General features: G+C 62.3%; 14 protein-coding genes. 6 read left to right on the top strand and 8 right to left on the bottom strand.

Translation table 11 applies throughout. The features are described from left to right. Positions 1 to 57: 57 nt before the first annotated feature. The 4 genes from M2281_RS05475 to M2281_RS05460 all read right to left on the bottom strand — a co-directional run bounded on the left by M2281_RS05475 (position 58) and on the right by M2281_RS05460 (position 5,980). The gene (locus M2281_RS05475; protein ID WP_280820074.1) at positions 58 to 1,362 is read right to left on the bottom strand and encodes an efflux RND transporter periplasmic adaptor subunit; all 1,305 of its coding nucleotides are present in this window, start codon (positions 1,360 to 1,362) and stop codon (positions 58 to 60) included. Then, a complete protein-coding gene (locus tag M2281_RS05470; RefSeq protein WP_280820073.1) occupies positions 1,355 to 4,540 on the bottom strand; it encodes an efflux RND transporter permease subunit in 3,186 nt (1,061 codons plus the stop codon). The genes M2281_RS05475 and M2281_RS05470 overlap by 8 nt, the downstream gene beginning before the upstream one ends. A gap of 329 nt (positions 4,541 to 4,869) precedes the next feature. After that, on the bottom strand, positions 4,870 to 5,598 hold the full coding sequence (locus M2281_RS05465; RefSeq protein ID WP_280821123.1) for an SOS response-associated peptidase: 729 nt from the start codon (positions 5,596 to 5,598) through the stop codon (positions 4,870 to 4,872). Positions 5,599 to 5,602: 4 nt separating this feature from the next. Continuing rightward, on the bottom strand, positions 5,603 to 5,980 hold the full coding sequence (locus M2281_RS05460) for a nuclear transport factor 2 family protein (RefSeq protein WP_280820072.1): 378 nt from the start codon (positions 5,978 to 5,980) through the stop codon (positions 5,603 to 5,605). 263 nt (positions 5,981 to 6,243) lie between these two features. On the opposite strand from M2281_RS05460, the gene M2281_RS05455 reads away from it, so the two are divergent. The 5 genes from M2281_RS05455 (at position 6,244) to M2281_RS05435 (ending at position 11,505) form a co-directional block, all read left to right on the top strand. Next, complete coding sequence (locus M2281_RS05455) at positions 6,244 to 7,464, top strand: acyl-CoA dehydrogenase family protein (RefSeq protein ID WP_280820071.1); 1,221 nt, start codon at positions 6,244 to 6,246, stop codon at positions 7,462 to 7,464. A 57-nt stretch (positions 7,465 to 7,521) separates the two neighbouring features. Then, complete coding sequence (locus M2281_RS05450) at positions 7,522 to 8,364, top strand: enoyl-CoA hydratase-related protein (protein WP_280820070.1); 843 nt, start codon at positions 7,522 to 7,524, stop codon at positions 8,362 to 8,364. A 49-nt stretch (positions 8,365 to 8,413) separates the two neighbouring features. Then, complete coding sequence (locus M2281_RS05445; RefSeq protein ID WP_280820069.1) at positions 8,414 to 9,655, top strand: CaiB/BaiF CoA transferase family protein; 1,242 nt, start codon at positions 8,414 to 8,416, stop codon at positions 9,653 to 9,655. Between the two features lie 83 nt (positions 9,656 to 9,738). Then, positions 9,739 to 11,232 carry a hypothetical protein gene (locus M2281_RS05440; protein ID WP_280820068.1) on the top strand — a complete coding sequence of 498 codons (1,494 nt, stop codon included), beginning with the start codon at positions 9,739 to 9,741 and terminating at the stop codon, positions 11,230 to 11,232. Positions 11,233 to 11,280: 48 nt separating this feature from the next. Next, positions 11,281 to 11,505 carry a dodecin family protein gene (locus M2281_RS05435; protein WP_280820067.1) on the top strand — a complete coding sequence of 75 codons (225 nt, stop codon included), beginning with the start codon at positions 11,281 to 11,283 and terminating at the stop codon, positions 11,503 to 11,505. Between the two features lie 115 nt (positions 11,506 to 11,620). Here M2281_RS05435 and M2281_RS05430 read toward each other — a convergent pair whose 3' ends face one another. Further along, positions 11,621 to 12,052, bottom strand: a complete 432-nt coding sequence (locus M2281_RS05430) for an AraC family transcriptional regulator (protein ID WP_280820066.1) — start codon at positions 12,050 to 12,052, stop codon at positions 11,621 to 11,623. 32 nt (positions 12,053 to 12,084) lie between these two features. After that, entirely contained in the window at positions 12,085 to 12,939 is an 855-nt protein-coding gene (locus M2281_RS05425; protein WP_280820065.1) for an AraC family transcriptional regulator, read from the bottom strand. 312 nt (positions 12,940 to 13,251) lie between these two features. Here M2281_RS05425 and M2281_RS05420 point away from each other — a divergent pair, with 312 nt between their 5' ends. Continuing rightward, on the top strand, positions 13,252 to 14,061 hold the full coding sequence (locus tag M2281_RS05420; RefSeq protein ID WP_280820064.1) for an outer membrane protein: 810 nt from the start codon (positions 13,252 to 13,254) through the stop codon (positions 14,059 to 14,061). A 38-nt stretch (positions 14,062 to 14,099) separates the two neighbouring features. On the opposite strand, the gene M2281_RS05415 is transcribed toward M2281_RS05420, so the two are convergent. Continuing rightward, positions 14,100 to 15,878 carry an alpha/beta fold hydrolase gene (locus M2281_RS05415; RefSeq protein ID WP_280820063.1) on the bottom strand — a complete coding sequence of 593 codons (1,779 nt, stop codon included), beginning with the start codon at positions 15,876 to 15,878 and terminating at the stop codon, positions 14,100 to 14,102. Continuing rightward, the gene (locus M2281_RS05410; RefSeq protein WP_280820062.1) at positions 15,875 to 18,400 is read right to left on the bottom strand and encodes a glycoside hydrolase family 2 protein; all 2,526 of its coding nucleotides are present in this window, start codon (positions 18,398 to 18,400) and stop codon (positions 15,875 to 15,877) included. The genes M2281_RS05415 and M2281_RS05410 overlap by 4 nt, the downstream gene beginning before the upstream one ends. Positions 18,401 to 18,412 lie beyond the last annotated feature (12 nt).

Here is an 18,412-nt window from a genome sequence, read left to right as displayed (position 1 = left end):
CACTTCGTGAACAGTCCGTATATGCCAGCTGGGGTCGTTGGCGATCCAGCCAAAAGCCTACTTGCTTGCGACAGGGGCCGCAGGCGGAGGCGGCTCAGGCTGTGGCTGTACCTTGCTGCCGTCGGCCAGGTAGACCGGCGGATCGAGGATCACCTGCTCGCCTGCCTTGACCCCTGAGTCCACTTCCACCCGCGTGCCCAGGTCACGCGTCTCCCTGACCTTGCGCAACTCGGCCTTGCCGTCGTTGACGACTGCGACCTGCAGCCCGTCCCGGTTGTAGATGAGAGCATCGGCCGGCACGATGACCGACTGGGACACGCGAGGCACTTTAAGCTCGACAGTGCAGTAGGCACCAGGCTTCAGCGCGCCGTCCGGATTGGCAAGATCGACCTCGGTGAGGAGCGTGCGCGTGCCGCTCTGCAGAGCGTCGGCGATGCGGGTTACCCGGCCCGTGAACTCACGGTCCGGAATTTCGGGCACGCGCACTGTCGCTTCGATGCCTGGCTCCACGCCGAAAGCCGAATCCTGAGGCACATAAACCGACACGCGGATGACATCGTTCTGCATGATCTCGAACATGAAGGTTCCGCTGGTTGTGTTGCCCTGCACCAGGGTACCCACATCGACATTGCGCTGGGTGATGACGCCGTCGAACGGCGCGACCACCGAGGCGTAGCTCCGATCCTGGCGGAGCACCCTCAGCAGGTTCTCCTGGGAGGCGACGTTGGCTTTCGCGACTTCAACCCCAGCCTCCTGCGCCTTCAGGTTCTGGACGTCGATCGTCCCCTGCTGCTGGGTCGCCCATCCCTGGTTGACCAGCTTCGTGTCACGATTCCAGGTAACCTGGGCGAGCTTCAAATTGGCCTGGGCCTGGTCGAGTGCGGCCTTCAGCTGCGTGAGTGTCGCCTCGTTCTGCGAAATCTGATCGTCAAGTTCGGGAACGGCGAGATCTGCCAGCAGCTCTCCGGCCTTGACCTGATCCCCTATGTCGACGTTTCGCTTGGCGATATAGCCCGTGGCGCGAGCATAGATGCTTGCCGTCGCGTAGGCGGCGGTCGTTCCCGGCAAGGTGACCGGCACGATACCGGAATTGGGCTCAACCGTGGCGACACGCACGCTGGGCACCAGATCACGCTGTTGCTCCGCAGTGTCGGAAACCTGTTGCTGCAGCGTATAGTACCGCCAGGCGCCAAGCGCGAGGCCGGCGGCGAGCAGCAGAAATGCGAAAAAGGTCAGCAGGCGCCCGCCATAGCGGCGGCGCACCTCCGGAGGAGGTTTTGGCTGGCTTTCCGTCTTGCGGTCGACGGTCTCCTGTAGATCAAGGACCGGCTGACCTTCCGGGTCAATGCGCAGGTCATTCATTCGGAAGCTCCTCAAAGACGCCGTAGGAGGCGAGGCCGTCATTGCGCTTGCGCAGCAGGGCAAACAGATAAGGCACGATCAAAAGCGTGGTGGGCGTCGCGAACAGCAGGCCCCCGATCACCGCGCGCGCCAGCGCCGCATTCTGTTCCTCGCCGGGAGCACCTATGGCCATGGGGGTCATGCCGATGATCATCGCGCCCGCGGTCATCAGCACCGGGCGGATACGGGTGTAGCCAGCGTCGATGGCTGCCCGGAATGCGCTACGTCCGTTCAACTGCTGCTCGCGCGCGAAGGTGACCAGAAGGATGGAATTGGCCGAGGCGACGCCGACCGCCATGATCGCCCCCATGAGTGAGGGGACGCTCAGCGTCGTGCCCGTGATGAACAGCATTGTGAGGATGCCGCACAAGGTCGCCGGCAGTGCCAGGATGACCACGAACGGGTCGCCGAAATTCTGGTAGTTGACGACCATCAGCAGGTAGACGAACACAGCTGCGAAAATCAGCCCGATGCCCAGATCCCGGAAGGAATCGCGCATGCTCTGGATCTGTCCCAGAAGCTGGATCGTGTTGCCGGGTTTGAGCTGGGGCTTTAGCTCCGCGACGATCTTGTTGATATCGTTGGAGATACTGCCAAGATCCCGCCCTTGTGCGCCGGCATAGACGTCGTAGACCGGCTGGATATTGGTCTGGTTCAAATTTGTCGGCACGGTGTCGCGCTGCAACGTCGCCACATTGCTGAGAAGACCAGGCACCGGCGTACCGGCTCCAGCGGCTGAGGCGGTAGTAACCGGGGTGTTGCCGAGGTCACCGAGTGAGTTCACCAGATACTGCGGTGTTTGAACCGCGATGTAATAGGGAATGCCGGCCGCCTGATCGGTCCAGAAATTGGGCGAGACCTGTTCCGAGGAGCTCAGACTGATGTTGAGGTCGTTGGCGATCGCCCCCGCATTGAGCCCAAGCTGCAGCGCCCGCGAGCGATCGATCTTGGCCAGGAAGGCAGGTGAATAGATCTCCTGCTGGAGATGGACGTCAGCCAGGCCCGGAGTGGCCGCCATGCGGCGGCGCAACTCCTCCGCCACCTTAATGTTGGTGGCACGGTCGCGACCGACGACGCGGACGTCGATCTGTGACGGCAGCCCGAAATTCAGGATCTGCGTCGTCATGTCGGCCGCCTGGAAATAGAAGGTGTCGGACGGAAAGGCAGCCGAAAGGGCCGCGCGCAGCTTGCGCACATATTCGGCCGTCGGCGCGTGCCCTTCCTTGAGCGAGATCAGGATCACGCCGTCGTTGACGTTGATCGTCGAGCCGTCGGTGAAGGCAAGGTTGTACACCCTCTGCGGCACGCCGATGTCGTCGACGATAAGGTCGAGATCGTGCGCTGGTATGATCTCGCGGACCTTGTCCTCGACCTGCTGGAAGATGCGCTCGGTGGCTTCGATGCGGGTCGCCGCAGGAGCACGGACGTGCAGTTTGATCTGTCCGCCGTCGATGACGGGAAAGAAATCCCGGCCAACCATCATGAACATCACGCCGCCCAGAGTGAGCATCACGGCGGCGGCCAACGGGACGATCACCCGCCGCTTCAGCAGCATCGTGAGCACGCGCACATAGCCCTGACGAAACCGGTCGAAGCCGCGCTCAAACCCCTGGTGGAACCGCCCGAACCAGCTCCGCCCGCCTTCTGTCCCTTCGTGATGTTCGCCCTTCAGCAGCATGCCAATGGCGACAGGCGTCAAGGTCCGCGACAGCATATAGGAGGCCATCATGGCGAACACGACCGCGAGCCCGAGCGGCGTGAACAGAAACTTGGCCGGGCCTTCGAGGAATATCACCGACGTGAACACACAACTGATTGCGAGCGTCGAAACCAGGGTCGGAACCGCAATGCCGGCCGAGCCGTGCAGCGTCGCCGAAGCCAGGCTCATGCCTTCGCCGCGCAGCCGGAACGTGTTCTCGATCGTCACCGTGGAATCGTCGACCAATATGCCGACCGCGAGCGCCATTCCGCCCAGCGTCATGGTGTTGAGCGTGTGGCCCATGAAATACAGGACGACGATCGAGGTCAGGATCGAAAGCGGGATCGAAATGAGGACGATCAGGGTCGACCGGAATGAGCCGAGGAACAGCAGGATCATCAGCCCCGTCAGCACGGCCGCGATCGCGCCTTCACGGACCACGCTCGCGATCGAGGCGGTGACGAGCTTGGATTGGTCGAACAGCTCGTTGATGTTCAGTCCGGGCGGGGCGGCAGCACGTGCGATCTGAAGCGCGTTGCGGACCCCGTTGACGACGGTGACGGTCGAGGCATTGCCGTTCTTGATGACGCTCAGCAGCACCGAGCGGCGGCCGTTGTCGCGCACAATGTTCTGCTGAATCGCCCAGCCGTCGTGCACCTGCCCGATATCCTTGAGGAATACGGTCTGGCCGTTCGTATATTTGATCGGGATGGCGTTGAGATCGGCGATGGTTGAAGGCATCGCATCGGTGCGCACCGTGTATTGCGTATTGCCGATCTTGGCCAGCCCGGACGGCAAGGTCAGGTTCTGCGCGTTGACCGCGTTGACCACATCCGCCGGAGTGAGGCCACGGGCCTGGAGCTTCGTCGGGTCGATGTCGACCATGATCTGCCGGTATTTGCCGCCGTCGGGCGTCGGAAACGTCACGCCCTGAACGGGCGCGAGCTGCTGGCGCAGGTTGTAGATGCCATAATCATAGAGCTGCTGTTCGTTGAGGCGGTCGGAGCTCAGGCTGAGTTGCAGCACCGGAACGCTCGATGCGTTGTACTGAACGATGATCGGCGGCTGGATGCCGGCCGGCATGAGGGCGCGTATGGCATTCGTCCCCGCCACGATCTGGGAGATGGCGAGGTCGAGGTTCACGTCCGGCTGGAAATAGATCTTCTGAACGGAAATGCCGTTGAGGGTCTGCGCCTCCATGTTCTTGATGCCGTTCACGTTGGAGCTGATCGCGTACTGGCTGTAGGTCGTGACGCGCTGCTCCATCTCGGGCGTACTCAGGCCCGTGTACTGCCAGATCACCGACACCACCGGGATGTTGATCTGGGGAAAGATGTCCATCGGCATGACCATGATGGCCGAAACGCCGAGGAAGACGATCAGTAGGGCGAGGACGTAGAATGTGTACGGGAAACGCAGTGCAAACCGAACGATGCCCATCTTGATCTCCGTTTCCCTGCAGGAAACCGATCAGTTAAAGAGCAAGCCCATCCGTTGCCGGCATGGGCGTGCTCCAAAGGCTCTCTTTACGAGACCTGACGTTTCGGAGATGCCGCGGGCGCAACTTCGGATCGAATGCGTCTACGCGTCCCGGGTCGGGCGTTTCTGCGTCACGAAACGACCCATAAGACTTAAGGCCGAAAGTCCGAAGTTCAATAATGGACATCGACATGGGCGGATTCACCGACATCACGTGGATTTCGGTGTTTCAAATGAAGCCCTTGGGCCCGGCATGAGAGCTTGCCGCCCGCCGTCTCGATCTAGCCGTGCTATTCGAACAGATCTTCCGGCCTGACCTCGTCGAGGATATCCGGACTGTCGTTCTTCGCGCTCCCGACCTTCCTGTCGATCTTCCACATCTTCATCAGCTGCGCGGGGTAGGGGTTCAGCAGATCGCCGGGATCGGGCTCGCCGCTGAGCCAGCGATCATAGTCCTCGCGCCGGAGGATGACAGGCATGCGGTTGTGGATCTTGGCCATCATCGCGTTGGGTTCGCAGGTGACGATGCAGAAGCTCGTCACGTCCTCCCGCGTCGCCGGATCGCGCCACTCCTGCCAGATCGCGGCGAGGCAGAATGGCGCATCGTCGGCCATGGCGATCGCGTATGGCTGCTTGTTCTTGCCGGTCCCCAAGATGTCATGCCACTCGAAATAGCCGGTGATCGGCATCAGGGCACGGCGCGCCCTGTAGGCATGTTTGAAGATGCCGTTGGTCGCAACCGTCTCGCCGCGGGCGTTGATGTGCTTGAACCCTTCGTTGCGGGCCGTCGCGAAGTGGGGAATGAGACCCCATCTCGCCATCTTGAAGACCGGGCCGAAGACAGGTTGGGTCGCGTCGCGGATGACGTCGCGAATGATGATCGGATAGTCCAGTCCGGGAGCGCCATTGTAGCGGGGAAACTGGTTGGCGGCCCTGTCGACCTCGTCGTTCTGCTGGGCAAAGGCAAATGCTCGCAGCATCTCGTCGAGGTTGGTCTTGATGTTTACGCGGCCGCACATGCCGTCACCTCGGGTCAACGTGATGGCCTGGCGGGACGTCATGGGGCACCCACCAGCCGAAATAGACTTCCACTTCAACGATCTGGCCGTCCCGGCAGATAAAGACCTCCGTATTTCTGAACCGCTTTCCGGATACGGATCGGCCAACATAAGTCACGGAGGCCTTATTCTCGTCGGCGAGCAGGTGTTCGATCTCGTAACCTTCGATGTGCTTGCTGTTGGGCCAGCAGATGTCGAAGTAAGTCGCCCGGTCGATCCGGTTGTCCAAAGGGCTCGAAAAACGGAAGTCGGGCGAGATCAGCCGCTCCGCCGCATCCCGGTCCTTTGCCGCATAGGCGGCTAGAAGGGCCCTGACCAAGTCCGCTGCACCTGTATTGCCCATTGGATACTCCAACGACCTGCAATTTGATCGTATCAGTGCGTGCCTCGCTCGGCCACTACCCCCGATCGTAGAGTTCCATTCCTGCACGCAGCGGCAGGCAATGGCCGAAACAGCCAATTGACAGCCAAATCGTGACATACGGCGCCGCCCTTCCCGGACAATCTTTCGAGCAGCGACCACTCGTCAAACTTAGGCGCGTGGCATCCGGAGTGCCGCCGCGTGCGCCGAAGGCGCGCCGCAGTTCACGATGAAGGAGAAACCACATGTCAACGACAGCCCCGGCCAAACCCGCTCAGGCCGCAAAGCCTATGCCGGCACCGAACAGCGATTTCTACCAGCTCGTCGACGTGCTGACCCCTGATGAGCTTGCCACGGTCAAGAAGGTGCGGGCATACATGGAAGAGAAGGTCGCGCCGATCATCAACAAATACTGGTCCGACGATGCGTTTCCCTTCGAGCTGCTGCCCTCGTTCAAGCAACTCGGCCTCGGTGGCCTCGGCTATCAGGGCTATGGCTGCGCCGGTGGCAGCCAGAAGCTGTTTGGCTTCGTTGCGATGGAAATTGCGCGCATCGACCCTTCGTTCTGCACCTTCTTCGGCGTCCATGGCGGCCTGGCGATGGGGTCGATCTATCTGGATGGATCCGAGGAGCAGAAGCAGAAATGGCTGCCGCAGATGGCAAGCTACGACAAGATCGGCTGTTTCGGCCTGACTGAGCCGCTCGTCGGCTCTGGTGCGAGCCGCGGCCTGCTGACGACCGCCAAGCGTGACGGTGACAGTTGGATCCTCAATGGCCAGAAGCGGTGGATCGGCAACGCTCCATGGTGCGATCTGTCGATCATCTGGGCGCGTGACGTCGCCGACGACCAGGTCAAGGGCTTCATCGTCGAGAACAAGACCACCCCGGGCTTCAGCGTCGAAAAGATCGAGCACAAGATCGCGCTCAAGGTCGTGCAGAATGGCCAGATCACGCTGAAGGATGTGCGCATCCCCGAAGCAAATCGCCTGCAGGCCGGCAACTCGTTCCGCGATACGGCGCGCGTGCTGAGAATGACCCGTTACTTTGTGGGCTGGGCCGCGACCGGCGCGCAGATGGGCGCGTTCGAGAACGCGGTTGACTATGCTCAACACCGGCTTCAGTTCGGCAAGCCCATTGGGTCCTTCCAGATGATACAGGATCTCCTCGCCAAGATGCTTGCCAACGTGACGGCCTGCCAGTGCCTGATGGTGCGCCTGGCAACGATGGATGACGAGGGCAAGCTGCAGGATCATCATGCGTCGCTCGCCAAGGCCTTCTGCACCTCGAAGGGCCGCGAAACGGTTGCCTGGGGACGTGAGATCCTGGGCGGCAACGGCATCGTCGCCGACTACAATGTGGCACGCTTCTTTGCGGATATCGAGGCGCTCTACTCCTACGAAGGAACCTACCAGATGCAGAACCTGATCGTCGGCAGGGCGATCACGGGGCTCAGCGCCTTCGTGTGACGGAACGCGGGAGAACGTCCCGGAGGTTTTCCCAGGTCCAAGAGACAGGAGGATTCCATGCCCTCGTCAACATCAGCATCGCCACCCACGACGGCCCAGGCTCCGCAAGCCGGCACCCTGACGCTTGAAAATGTGATCTACGAGAAAAAGGGTGGCATCGCCTATGTTACGCTCAATCGGCCCAAGGTGCTGAATGCCCTCAACACACCAACCTGGAAGGACTTGCGGACTGCGTTCGAGGACGCTCGGGATGACGCTGCCATCCGTGGCGTGATCCTCACCGGTGCGGGTGACAAGGCGTTTATTGCTGGAGCCGACATCAGCGAACTTGCGCAGGTCTCGGCGGTCGAGGCCGAGGAGTCCAGCCGTTTGGGGCAAGGCGTACTCGAGCTTGTCGAAAATCTCGGCAAGCCGGTGATTGCGGCCGTCAATGGCTATGCCCTCGGCGGCGGGTGCGAGACCGCCATGGCCTGCACCATTCGGATCGCCGCCGACACCGCGCGCTTCGGTCAGCCGGAAGTGAAACTCGGCCTGCTCCCCGGCGGCGGCGGCACGCAACGCCTCCCGCGCCTTGTCGGGAAGGGTCGAGCACTACAGCTCATCTTGTCCGGCGGGATGATCAGCGCGCAGGAAGCCTATCGCATCGGGCTGGTGAACGAGGTCGTGGCCGCATCGGACCTGATCGCGCGGGCCGAGGCGATCTTGGGAGAGATTTCGGCCAACGCTCCGATCTCCGTCAGGCTCTCGCTCGAAGCGGTGAACAAGGGAATGGATGCCGGTGAGGGCGCGGGCTTTGCGCTCGAGGCATCCTATTTCGGCATTTGCGCCGCGACGGAAGACAAGGCGGAAGGAACGTCGGCATTCCTCCAGAAGCGTCAGCCCCAGTTCAAGGGCAGGTGACGCTTGGTGCACCCAGTCCAGCTGCAACAATCTGGGACAGGAGACACACATGACCAGCGACAGCGACAAGATTTTCTCTGGCTTGAAGGTCATCGACCTAGCCAGCTTCATCGCCGGGCCATCAGCAACGACGGTGCTTTCGGATTTCGGTGCCGACGTCATCAAGGTGGAACCACCCCGGATCGGCGATCCCTATCGGTATTTCTACAAGACCCCGCCAAATCCCCCTCTCAACTCGAACTACACCTGGCAGCTGACCAATCGCAACAAGCGCAACCTTGCGGTGGACCTGAAGAACCCCGGAGCCGCGGAGGTTCTGGCGAGGCTCGTGAAATGGGCGGATGTCTTCGTCACCAACTTTCCGCCTCATGTCAGGAAGGGCCTCAAGGTGACTTACGAGGACCTCGCGCCTTTGAACCCGCGGCTGATCTATGCCGACATAACCGGCTACGGCGAGACCGGGCCTGAGGCTGACAAGCCGGGTTTCGACATCACGGCATACTGGGCACGGTCCGGCCTGATGCAGTTCACCCGCAATGCCGGCAGTCCGCCGGCCGTGCCTGTTCCAGGCATCGGCGATCACGCCACGGCTATTTCGCTTTACGCCGGCATCGTGACCGGGCTCTATCGCCGCGAACGTACCGGCAAGGGCTGCAACGTCAACACGTCGCTGATCGCCGAAGGCGCATGGGCAACGGCAGCCTGGCTCCAAGCGGCATTGTCGGGCGCAAAGTTTACGGGTCTGAGCGACCGGGACCACCCCGAGAACCCTCTCGCGGGGGCAAGTTACCGGACCTCCGACGATCGTTGGCTGCTGCTTGCCTTCGTCGAAGGCGACAAGAACTGGCCCGATTTCACCAAGGCGATCGGGCGGGAAGACCTGACGGCGGATCCACGGTTTGCCGATGCGAAGGCGCGCGCGGCCAATGCGGCAGTACTCGTTGCCGAGATCGACAAGATCTTCGGCTCGCAGCCGCTGGCCTACTGGAAGACGGCGCTCGACGCGGCCCGGCTGCCATACGGCGTAGTCCAGATACCCGAGGAAATCGTCAAGGATCCGCAACTCTATGCCAACAACATCGTCGTCCCGATCGCAAATGGCAGCGCGACGCCAGAGTACACGGTGAACAGTCCCGTCACGATCCGGGAGGCGCCCAAGGTCGCTCCTCGTCCGGCTCCTAACCTGGGCCAGCACTCCGACGAGGTTCTCGCGGAACTCGGTTTCGACGCTGCCCAGATTGCCAGCCTGCACGCCAGCGGCGCCGTGCCGACGGCGGAGCGCGCGGCCTAGTTCGGAACATCGGACCTAAGCGCCCCTTGATGCCCGAGGACTCGGGAACGGTTCGAGGGACGCTCACGAGACAGGAGACGAAGATGAGCAGCCAGCAAACGAAGGCCAAGAAAACGGAGCAACCGGAGACCTCGATCACCATCAAGGTGTCGCAGGAGAAACTCCCCGTCGGGGTGATGCCTCCAGATTTCCCGGAGGACTATGTCGTCGGCGCGGTGACTCCATTCCTGCTAAGCAGCGAATTCGTCGGCGAGACACCCCACCTTCCGATGATTGATCTGGCCCTCAGCAAGGAGAAAGCGGTGCCCGTGCAGCTTTGGGGCATGCTTTACAAGAACTGGGTGCCAAATCCCGAGGAAGAGGGGCGCTCAGTGTTCATGCAGGGCTATGAGAATCGCGGCCCGGACAATCGGCGCAAAAGAATCTATATGTCCGCGACCACTCCCGATCTCATAGATCAAAAATATCGGCCGAAAATACAGCTCTTCTACAAGCGGTTTCTCTCCGACAGCAATGCCGGCAAGCCGATGATGAAGCACTATTTCGAGAACTATTACGATCTGTATTGGAACCTTCACGTCGGCGCGATGGGCGACGAAATCCCTGACGAAGTGCGTCAGTTCAGCGAAGGGTTCAATGCCACGCTTGGGTTCTGGTATCCCACCACCGAAATGGTGTGCAAAGCCCTGATGCAGGCTCGGGCCACGCGCGAAGTGCTCAAGGCTTGGCTCGACAAGCGCGTGCAAAAGATCATGGACGGCAAGCAGCCCGATGAAGACAGCACTTTTGTCCACTATTGGCTGAAGAACGGGCAGCTCGGCGAAAATTTCCGCCGCATCGACATCGTCTTCGAATGCTTCCACAACTTTCTGGCGTTCAGCCAATGGGCCAACATGGTCTACAACGTCGCCGCCAAGCTGGAGCCGGTGCATGGCGACCCGGCCGTTCGCGTGCGGTTCGACCAGGTCATGAAGGATCCGGACGCTTCCGATGGCGGAGCGTTTACGCCGCTCGACCGCTTGGTGATGGAACTGTTTCGGGTCATCAGTCCGAATGGCGGCAGCTTCTCGACGATGGCAAGAAACCGGGCGATGCTTGGCACGGCCTTTTCGGGCATCATGACGCCGCATCTACCCGCCAGCATGAGCCCGCTGCACTGGCAAAACCCGACAGAATTCGATCCCGATCGCTTCAAGAGCGCGCCGACGACCGTCGACAATGATGAAGCCAAGGCCCACCAGGTTGGCTTGGCGCGGTGTCCGTTCTCGAAAGCGAGCTTCCCGGTCAAGGACGGGCGCAAAGTGACGATGACCAACTCGGCATTCGGCGCAGTCTACAGCGAAATCAACGGCAAGGCGGTTCCTCTGGTCGACACGGCCGGCTATGCGCCCTTCGGCTTCGGCTACCGCCGCTGCGCCGGCGAACAGCTGACCGTCGAGTTCATCAAGGAATTCCTGCGGCACGTCTGGAAGGAGAAAGTGTCCTTCTCCAAGCTGGATATTCCGGTCGCAAGCAAGCAGCCGGTGAATCCCGGCACCGTGCTGAACGACGACATTGCCTTCAACAAGGCGAAGTAGAGCCCTCACCGAGCAATAGAATCCCACATTCACCACCAGGAGGTTGATATGGCGAGTAAGGAAGGAGCAGCAGGCGTCTACAGGATCGTCGAGGTTGTCGGCGTCAGTGAGACATCTTGGGAGGAAGCCGGACGCAATGCGGTAGAAACGGCCGCTGGTTCGCTACGCGATCTCCGTGTCGCTGAAGTGACGAAAATGGACATGAAGGTGGAGGACGGCAAGGTCGCGGCCTTCCGCACTCGCGTCTCGCTGTCGTTCAAATACGAGACGTGAGACATTCACCGGCGGGAGGCTCACGAGAAGTCGGACAACGACCTCTTGGGAGTGCCCCGCCGGAAAGTAGGTAGGTGACTAGTTATGTCCTTGCCGGAAACGGGCGAATGCCTCGTCACGCATTGCCTGACACGACAGACAGTCGCCATGCGCCTGGACTGGCGCCGACCAAACGAGTGAACACCCGGGTAAAATGGCTCTGATCCGAGAATCCGCACGCCAGCGCCACCTCGGCAAGTGTGTGGTCGGATTCGAGGAGCACAGCCTTCGCAGCTTCGATGCTCAGATGCAAAAGCCATTGATGCGGTGCGCTTCCCGTCGAAATGCGGAACGCGCGGGCAAAGTGGCTGGGGGACAGTCCGCACTCGGCGGCGATTGCCTGCAGCGGGATATCCCGGTCGAGATTTGAGGACAGGATATCCTTGGCAAGCTGTTCCTGCCAACGCGCAAGGCCACCTTGCCTGCGTGCAGTCGGGCGTATTCCGCCATCGGCCTGGACAACGACTGTGTATGCGACATGGTCAACGAATAGTCGGCTTTCACGCATGGCCACCTTCCTCCAGGGCTAGAGACGTCGTTCTATGCTTGTCGTCCCCCAGTCTGGCGGAACCCCGCCTTGAGCGGGACCAATGCGTTCGATCGCCGCCACGAACCAGGGCTCTCCCCCATCCACCCGGAAAACACGCGAGTGAGGTGGCTCTGGTCAGAAAAGCCCGAGCATTTTGCTATGTCGGCCAGGCCCATGCCTGACCCCAGTAACAGTTTTTTGGCCGTCTCGACGCGATGCCGTGTCAGCCATCGACGCGGAGGCATTCCCAACGATTCATGAAAGGCCCGGGAGAAGTGGCGCACCGAGAGCCCGCATTCCTTCGCGATCTCCGACACGGTGACGCCACCATCGAGATTGGCTCTCAGCATCTTCTGAGCGCGCTTTTTCTGCCAGGGCGCAAGCCCGCCGCGGAAGACCGAATTTCCTTTCTTGCTTGGGGGCCGATGTATGAAATGGACTTTGATGACGAGAGCGGCATTTTCGCTGGTGGGCCCGGTCCCTGGCTGCGCCATCAACGGCGCAAGCGCGAGGGGCAACCGGCCATTCTCGTCGGTAAGCCCCCTGAGCAGGTTCTGTTGGCGACAGAACTGCAGGTTCGGATGGCTGTTGTCGTCACAAGCTCCTGAACGCAGCAGATCGACGATTGCTTCGAAATCAGGTCGTGTTGGCAGACTATGGAGTGGTCTCAGCCCGTTCCTCAACGGAACGACGACGGCCAATGCATCATCCGGTTGTTTGGCGCCCCCATCATGGTCACCTTCGGCATCGATCAATATAACGACGATCTGCGACTGCGCGTGGGAGGGCGCCAAATCTTCTGTTTCGCGGTTTGGAAGTACGTCAGCTTCGTCGGGCATGCGGGGGGCATTCAACATCGCGAACATGTTGCCTCCGTGCGACAGGAGCCGTTTTCTGCGGCGGCTTCCGGGCGCTCAAACGCCACAATGCAGGGAAGGTTCCGCACCATAGCCGCTGTTCTTCAGGCCTTCTTTCAGTAGCAGCCGTATGCGCGCTCACCCCGAACTTGGCGGAGATTGGTCCTAAAATCCGCTTTTGCTTCGTCCTTCATCACAGCTAGAAACTTCCTTAACCATTAACTCCTTATGGCTAAGCAATTGCATAGATTTAGCATTTGCTAACTTTGCTGGTTAACCAGAAATTCCGGCCGCGCTCGCAGGTCCGGGCAGGGGTGAAACATGTCCAATATTTCAAAGGCGGTCCTCGCAGCCGTCGTGGCCGGCTGTGCGGCCCCGGCGTTCGCGGCCGATCTTGTGGTGCCGGCACCGGTTATCGAGCCGGCGCCGGTCTATCAGGCGCAGGAGTTTGGCGGCTGGTATATCCGCGGCGATCTCGACTACCACAAGCCCGAATTCCGCGGCGCCGACTACATCACCTATGGGACGCCCCCTGGCACCAAGAGCTTCGATTCCGGCGATCTGAGGGGCGCCTTCTCGCTGGGCGCAGGTGTCGGCTATCAGGTGACGAGCTATTTGCGCACCGATCTTACGGTCGACTACTGGTTCAAGTCCAAATTCAATGGACACACGTCCTGCCCCACTTGCTCGTCGACCGACACCAGCAAGATGTCGGCCCTGCTGCTGCTGGCCAACGCCTACTACGACCTCGGCACGTGGAACGGCTTTACGCCCTATGTCGGCGCGGGCATTGGCGGCGCCAATGTGAAGTGGGATGACCTGCGCAACACCATCAGCGGCTGGGACACGATCCACAAGGGTAGCAGCAACTGGCGCTTCGCCTATGCGCTCATGGCCGGCGCCTCCTACTGCCTGACCAACAATCTGGCGTTCGATGCCGGTTATCGGTTCAGTCACATCAATGGCGGGCGCATGTTCGAGTTCAACGGAGCCGGCCCCGGCTTCGACAAGGGCTTCAACACGCATGAGGTTCGCGGCGGCCTGCGCTACAGCTTCGGCGGCGGCGCGAACGCCTGCTACCAGCTCGAACCGGTAGCATACGAGCCTCCCGAGCCGCTCTACACCAAGTAAGCTGCGTTTTCAGACGCTTTGAGCAGCCGGACGCGCCTTTAGGGCGCGTCGCCGGCGATGTTCGATAGTTGCGAAGACCGGGTATTCGCTCGCGCGGTGGCTGTCGAAGACAGCAGCCGCGCAACGTGTTCGGTGAGCTGAACGCGCGCATGCAGTGGCGTCAGAGTATGATCGGCCGCGGGTATGAGAGCCATTGTCACGCCGCTCATGCGCCCCAATCGCTCGCCGTCCGGCCCAAAATGCCGGGCAATTTCCTCGTGGCTCAGATCGCCTTCACAGCTGACGACCAGCACCTCTGTGCCGCGCTTGGTCAAATCCCTCATCCAGCGCTCGACCGATCCGCCTTTCGAGCCGTGGGCCGACGATAGCCTGGAAAGGCTCGACTTCGACATCTCCAGGCTGCGGCGCAGCATACGACGGCCAAGCTTGGAGACGGATGATTTCAGCGACGGGCCAACCGGATCTGTGGGGTTCGCTTCGGCGGCCTGATGGACACCTGGGGTAAGGGGAGCGCGTGCGTTGTCGCGGATCTTCGACAGCCCCATCTCGAGGGCATAGGAACTGTTCCACGAAAAGCAAAGCGGATTGACCATCGCCAGGTGGGCGATGCGCGGATCGCGCCGCGCGGCGTGGAAGGCCTGATAGGCGCCTGCGCATATGCCGGTGGCGCATACCCGTTCGAAGCCGTGGCGCTGGAGCCAGTCGACGATGCGGATCACGTCGTCGCGGCCCCGTTTGTCATAGAGGAACTGCCGTTTCTCGCCTGGTGTCTCGCTTTGACCGAGGCCCGGCAGGTCCGCCCGCATCGACGCAATGCCCTGACGGGCGAGGGTCCGCGCCATGTCCACCGCGCCGCGCGCCCAGCCCATATGCGGTATCGCGCCGGCGTTCAGAATTAGGACGACCTCTTCGCTGACCTCCGTGCCGGCCGGCATGCAAAGAACGCCGCAGATCTCCGGGGCAGGCCCGAGGACCAGCGGCTGTTCCCGATACCCGTCGCCTTCGAGCCCTGGCTGCTCGTGATTGATCGGTGCGGAGGCCGTGGGCTCCGATCGGCTCAGCCCGGCTGCCCATTGCACGACTGTATCGAGCGTGGCCTGCGGTATTTCGCTGGCTGTCGGCGTGCTCATAAGGCGGCTGAAGCCGTCGAATGTCTCGATCCGGGCGTTGCCCCCGGCAGCCGCGATACGGTCGGCCAAGTCCGAATTCGCCGGAGTGACTTGCGTTGGCATCAAGAGCAGGTCGAGCTTTGCCGAAACCGCCAGGCGATCGCGCCATTCGAACATCCGCAGGTCGGCCGCGGTCTCGGCGCTGACCCTGAAACCGGCAGCCTCGATGCCGTCGAACGGTTCGGCGTCGGGGTAGGGGGGCAAGGTTCCGTCGATCATCCGCGAAAGCCCGGTCATCTCGCGCACATAGGCCTTGCCCGACGAGGGTGGGGCCAGCAGAGCCAACCCTGCGACATCGTTTCGCGCGGCAATCGCGGCGGGCGCGAGTAGCGCGCCAAGCCGGAAGCCGACCACGAGCACGTCCGCCACTCCGGTCTCGGACATCAGCCGGTCGATGGCGCTTGCGATGCTCGCAACCCAGGCGGCAACCTGTCCGGGCTCGGTGTGGTCGCCGGCCGCGTCGCCGCAACCCGGATAGTCGATCTGGAGGACGGGCAAGCGTGCCGCGGCCATGTCCCGTGCCATCAGCGTCAGGAACCGCCGGCTGCACAGATCCTCGAAACCATGCGCGCCGGCAATCACCACGCCGCGCCGGCCCGTTGCCGGGTGAAGCCAGCCGACTGTTTTGTCGAAAACAATCGGTCTCACGACGCCATGGCTCCGGCTGCAGCCGCCGCGACTTCTTCCTTCGCCTCGTAGGTAACCGTTCGCTCGGCGTTGAGCGCGGTGATAATCCCCGTGGGCGCCGAGGCACCCGTCGGGCCGATCAGCCGCACTGTCTTTTCGCGGCCGGGGATGAGGTGGAAATAATCTTCTTCTGCGCGATAGTCAGGACCGGCGCCGATGCGGATGCAATACGCTGCCCTCGTGCAGGAAAGGTGCAGTTGCCAGCCGTGGTCGGCGGCCTCGATCCCTGCGCTAAGCCCGACATCGCGCCGGGTCGTCATGGCACCGGGCAGCACATGAAAAGCCTCTGCAAGCAGGCCGCCCTGCGCATCCTGTAGCTGCGCCACCGTCACCTCATGGGCGGCCGGGCCGAACCTGTAGGCATAAGACACATCAAAAAAAGCGCCGAACAGTTCGAAAGCCGAAATGGTGAGCGCGCCATGCGCGGCGAGCTCGATCTCCCGCTTGCTGGTGACGACGGGCGTTGACCCATCGCGCAGGCAGGTCAGGCTTAGCCTGCCGGTGACAGGCTGCGGCCCGTCGTTGATGAGGTGCACATAAAGCCCGTTCACACCTTCGTCGGTGAGCATCAGCCGCAGTGGCCGGAAGGCACGCTTCATTGCGTGCCAGACCGATTTGGGCCTGCCGGTTGCGTCCACAGCACCCCAGCCGGCGCCGACGACCAGATCTTTCCAGAACAGGGTCAGCGCCCCGGCCGTCGGCGATGCAGGTCGGCGCCATTCATCGATGGTGCGTTCCACCACCTCGGCGGTCACCGCGCGTGACAGGTCGAGATAGCGCGAAACGTCCTCCGTCCGCAGTCGGCGGGCATCGACGCCGAACATGCGCTCCAGATAATGGTCGCGCACATCCTCGAAATCCCAGGATGCGCCAATGTCTCTCGGGGTCGCGGCCTTCCAACGCGGATCGTGCACGGGCGCCGCCGACAGATGTGCGTCCAGGGTCTCCTGGTCGGGCACATTGGCGAAGGCGAGGCATTCGCTGGCGAAGCGCACCTCGGCGCGCCGCGCATCCTCCAGCGGCCGGCAATAGGCGCCGACGCCATAGTAATGCACCGGTCCTGCCTCGGTGGTGAAAGGCAAGCTGCCGCCATGCGGCGAGGAGGGAACCAGCACGAGGTCGGGACGGATTCCGTTGGCCATCGGCTTCACCACCGTGTCGAACCACGGCGTCGGGTCCATGGCTGCCGGCACGCCCATCATTGCTGCCTGCTGGGCGATCTCGCTGCCGCCGCAAAGCACAGCAAGCGACGGCGACTGCCGTAGGCGTCGCAGCAGAGCATCGACCTCGGCCGCCAGCGCCGCGCACCAATCGGCATCGCGCGCCGGGTAGTCGAAATTGGCGAGCATCAGGTCCTGCCAGACGAGAATGCCGAGCTCGTCGCACAGGGCGTGGAAGGCGTCGGATTCATAGACGAACGTTCCCGCGACCCGGAGCATGTTGACGCCCGCCTCGCGTGTTAGGCGCAGGTCCGCTTCAAGTGCATCCGAGCCCGGCGCTACAATGTCGGCCGGTGTCCAGACCGAGCCGCGACAGAACACCGGAATGCCGTTCACCAGCAGGCGGAAGTCGCGGCCATCTGCGCCGCGGTCGAGTTCGATGTGGCGGAAGCCGACCCGGCCGAGCTGAATCTCTGTGTTGCCGATCGTCGTCGTCACGCCGTGCAGGATGGGTTCTCCATGACTGTGCGGCCACCATGCGGGGACGTTGGGAATTTCGAGACGAGCCGCCAGCGTCGATCCGTGCTCGGCGAGCGCGACAGTCTCGCCCGCGCAGGTCACAGAGGCGCTTTCGCCCGAGCCGAGCGCTTCGGCAAGCGTGATCACGATGTCGAGTATGCCGGTTGTGCCGTCGAGATCGGCACGCAGGTCGACGCCGGCGACCAGCGGCTTTCTATCCTCGCGCAGCAGCAGAACCGGCCGCCACGGGCCAACCACATCAACGGCCGGGCACCAGCCCGGCATATGGCCGATCAGGGTTGTACGCACGAGCCGCAGCCGCTGATCGTCGATCATGCGCGGTTTCCAGCGGGCACGCGGCCCCTTGAGCGTCTCGAGATGGGCGTTAAGGCTGCGGAAGGCGATGGTCAGCGTTTCCCCGCCTTCAAGCGTCAGAGCGACCTCGCAAGGCGCGAACATCGACGTCGACGTGAGGACCCGCCGGTCGTCGACATAGATCTCCGCGATGGTCGCGAGGCCCTCGAAGACGAGGCGGACGGGCCCGGCCACGTTGAGCCGGCGGCGATACCAAATGTCCTTGACGTGCAAGGGCGTCGGCGCGCCGCGCTGCCAAAGGCCGTGCGCCTCGAGCGTTGCGGCCGCGGTGCCCGGGCAAGCAGCGTCCAGCCACACGGCGGAAGGATCGATGGCTGCCGGCCGGGACCACGCGCCAGCCGGCGAGACGGCGAGTTGCCACCCCGCTTCCAGTCGTTCGCCAAAGCCGGCGATCGGGATCGCTGTCGTCATCGACCCGTTCCAGGTCATGCCATCCCCATT

It is taken from the genome of Pseudaminobacter soli (ex Li et al. 2025) (genome assembly GCF_029892515.1).
GTDB classification, from domain to species: Bacteria; Pseudomonadota; Alphaproteobacteria; order Rhizobiales; family Rhizobiaceae; genus Pseudaminobacter; species Pseudaminobacter soli_A.
Note: the sequence above shows the minus strand (reverse complement) of the source record. Positions and strands in the feature narration are given on the sequence as shown.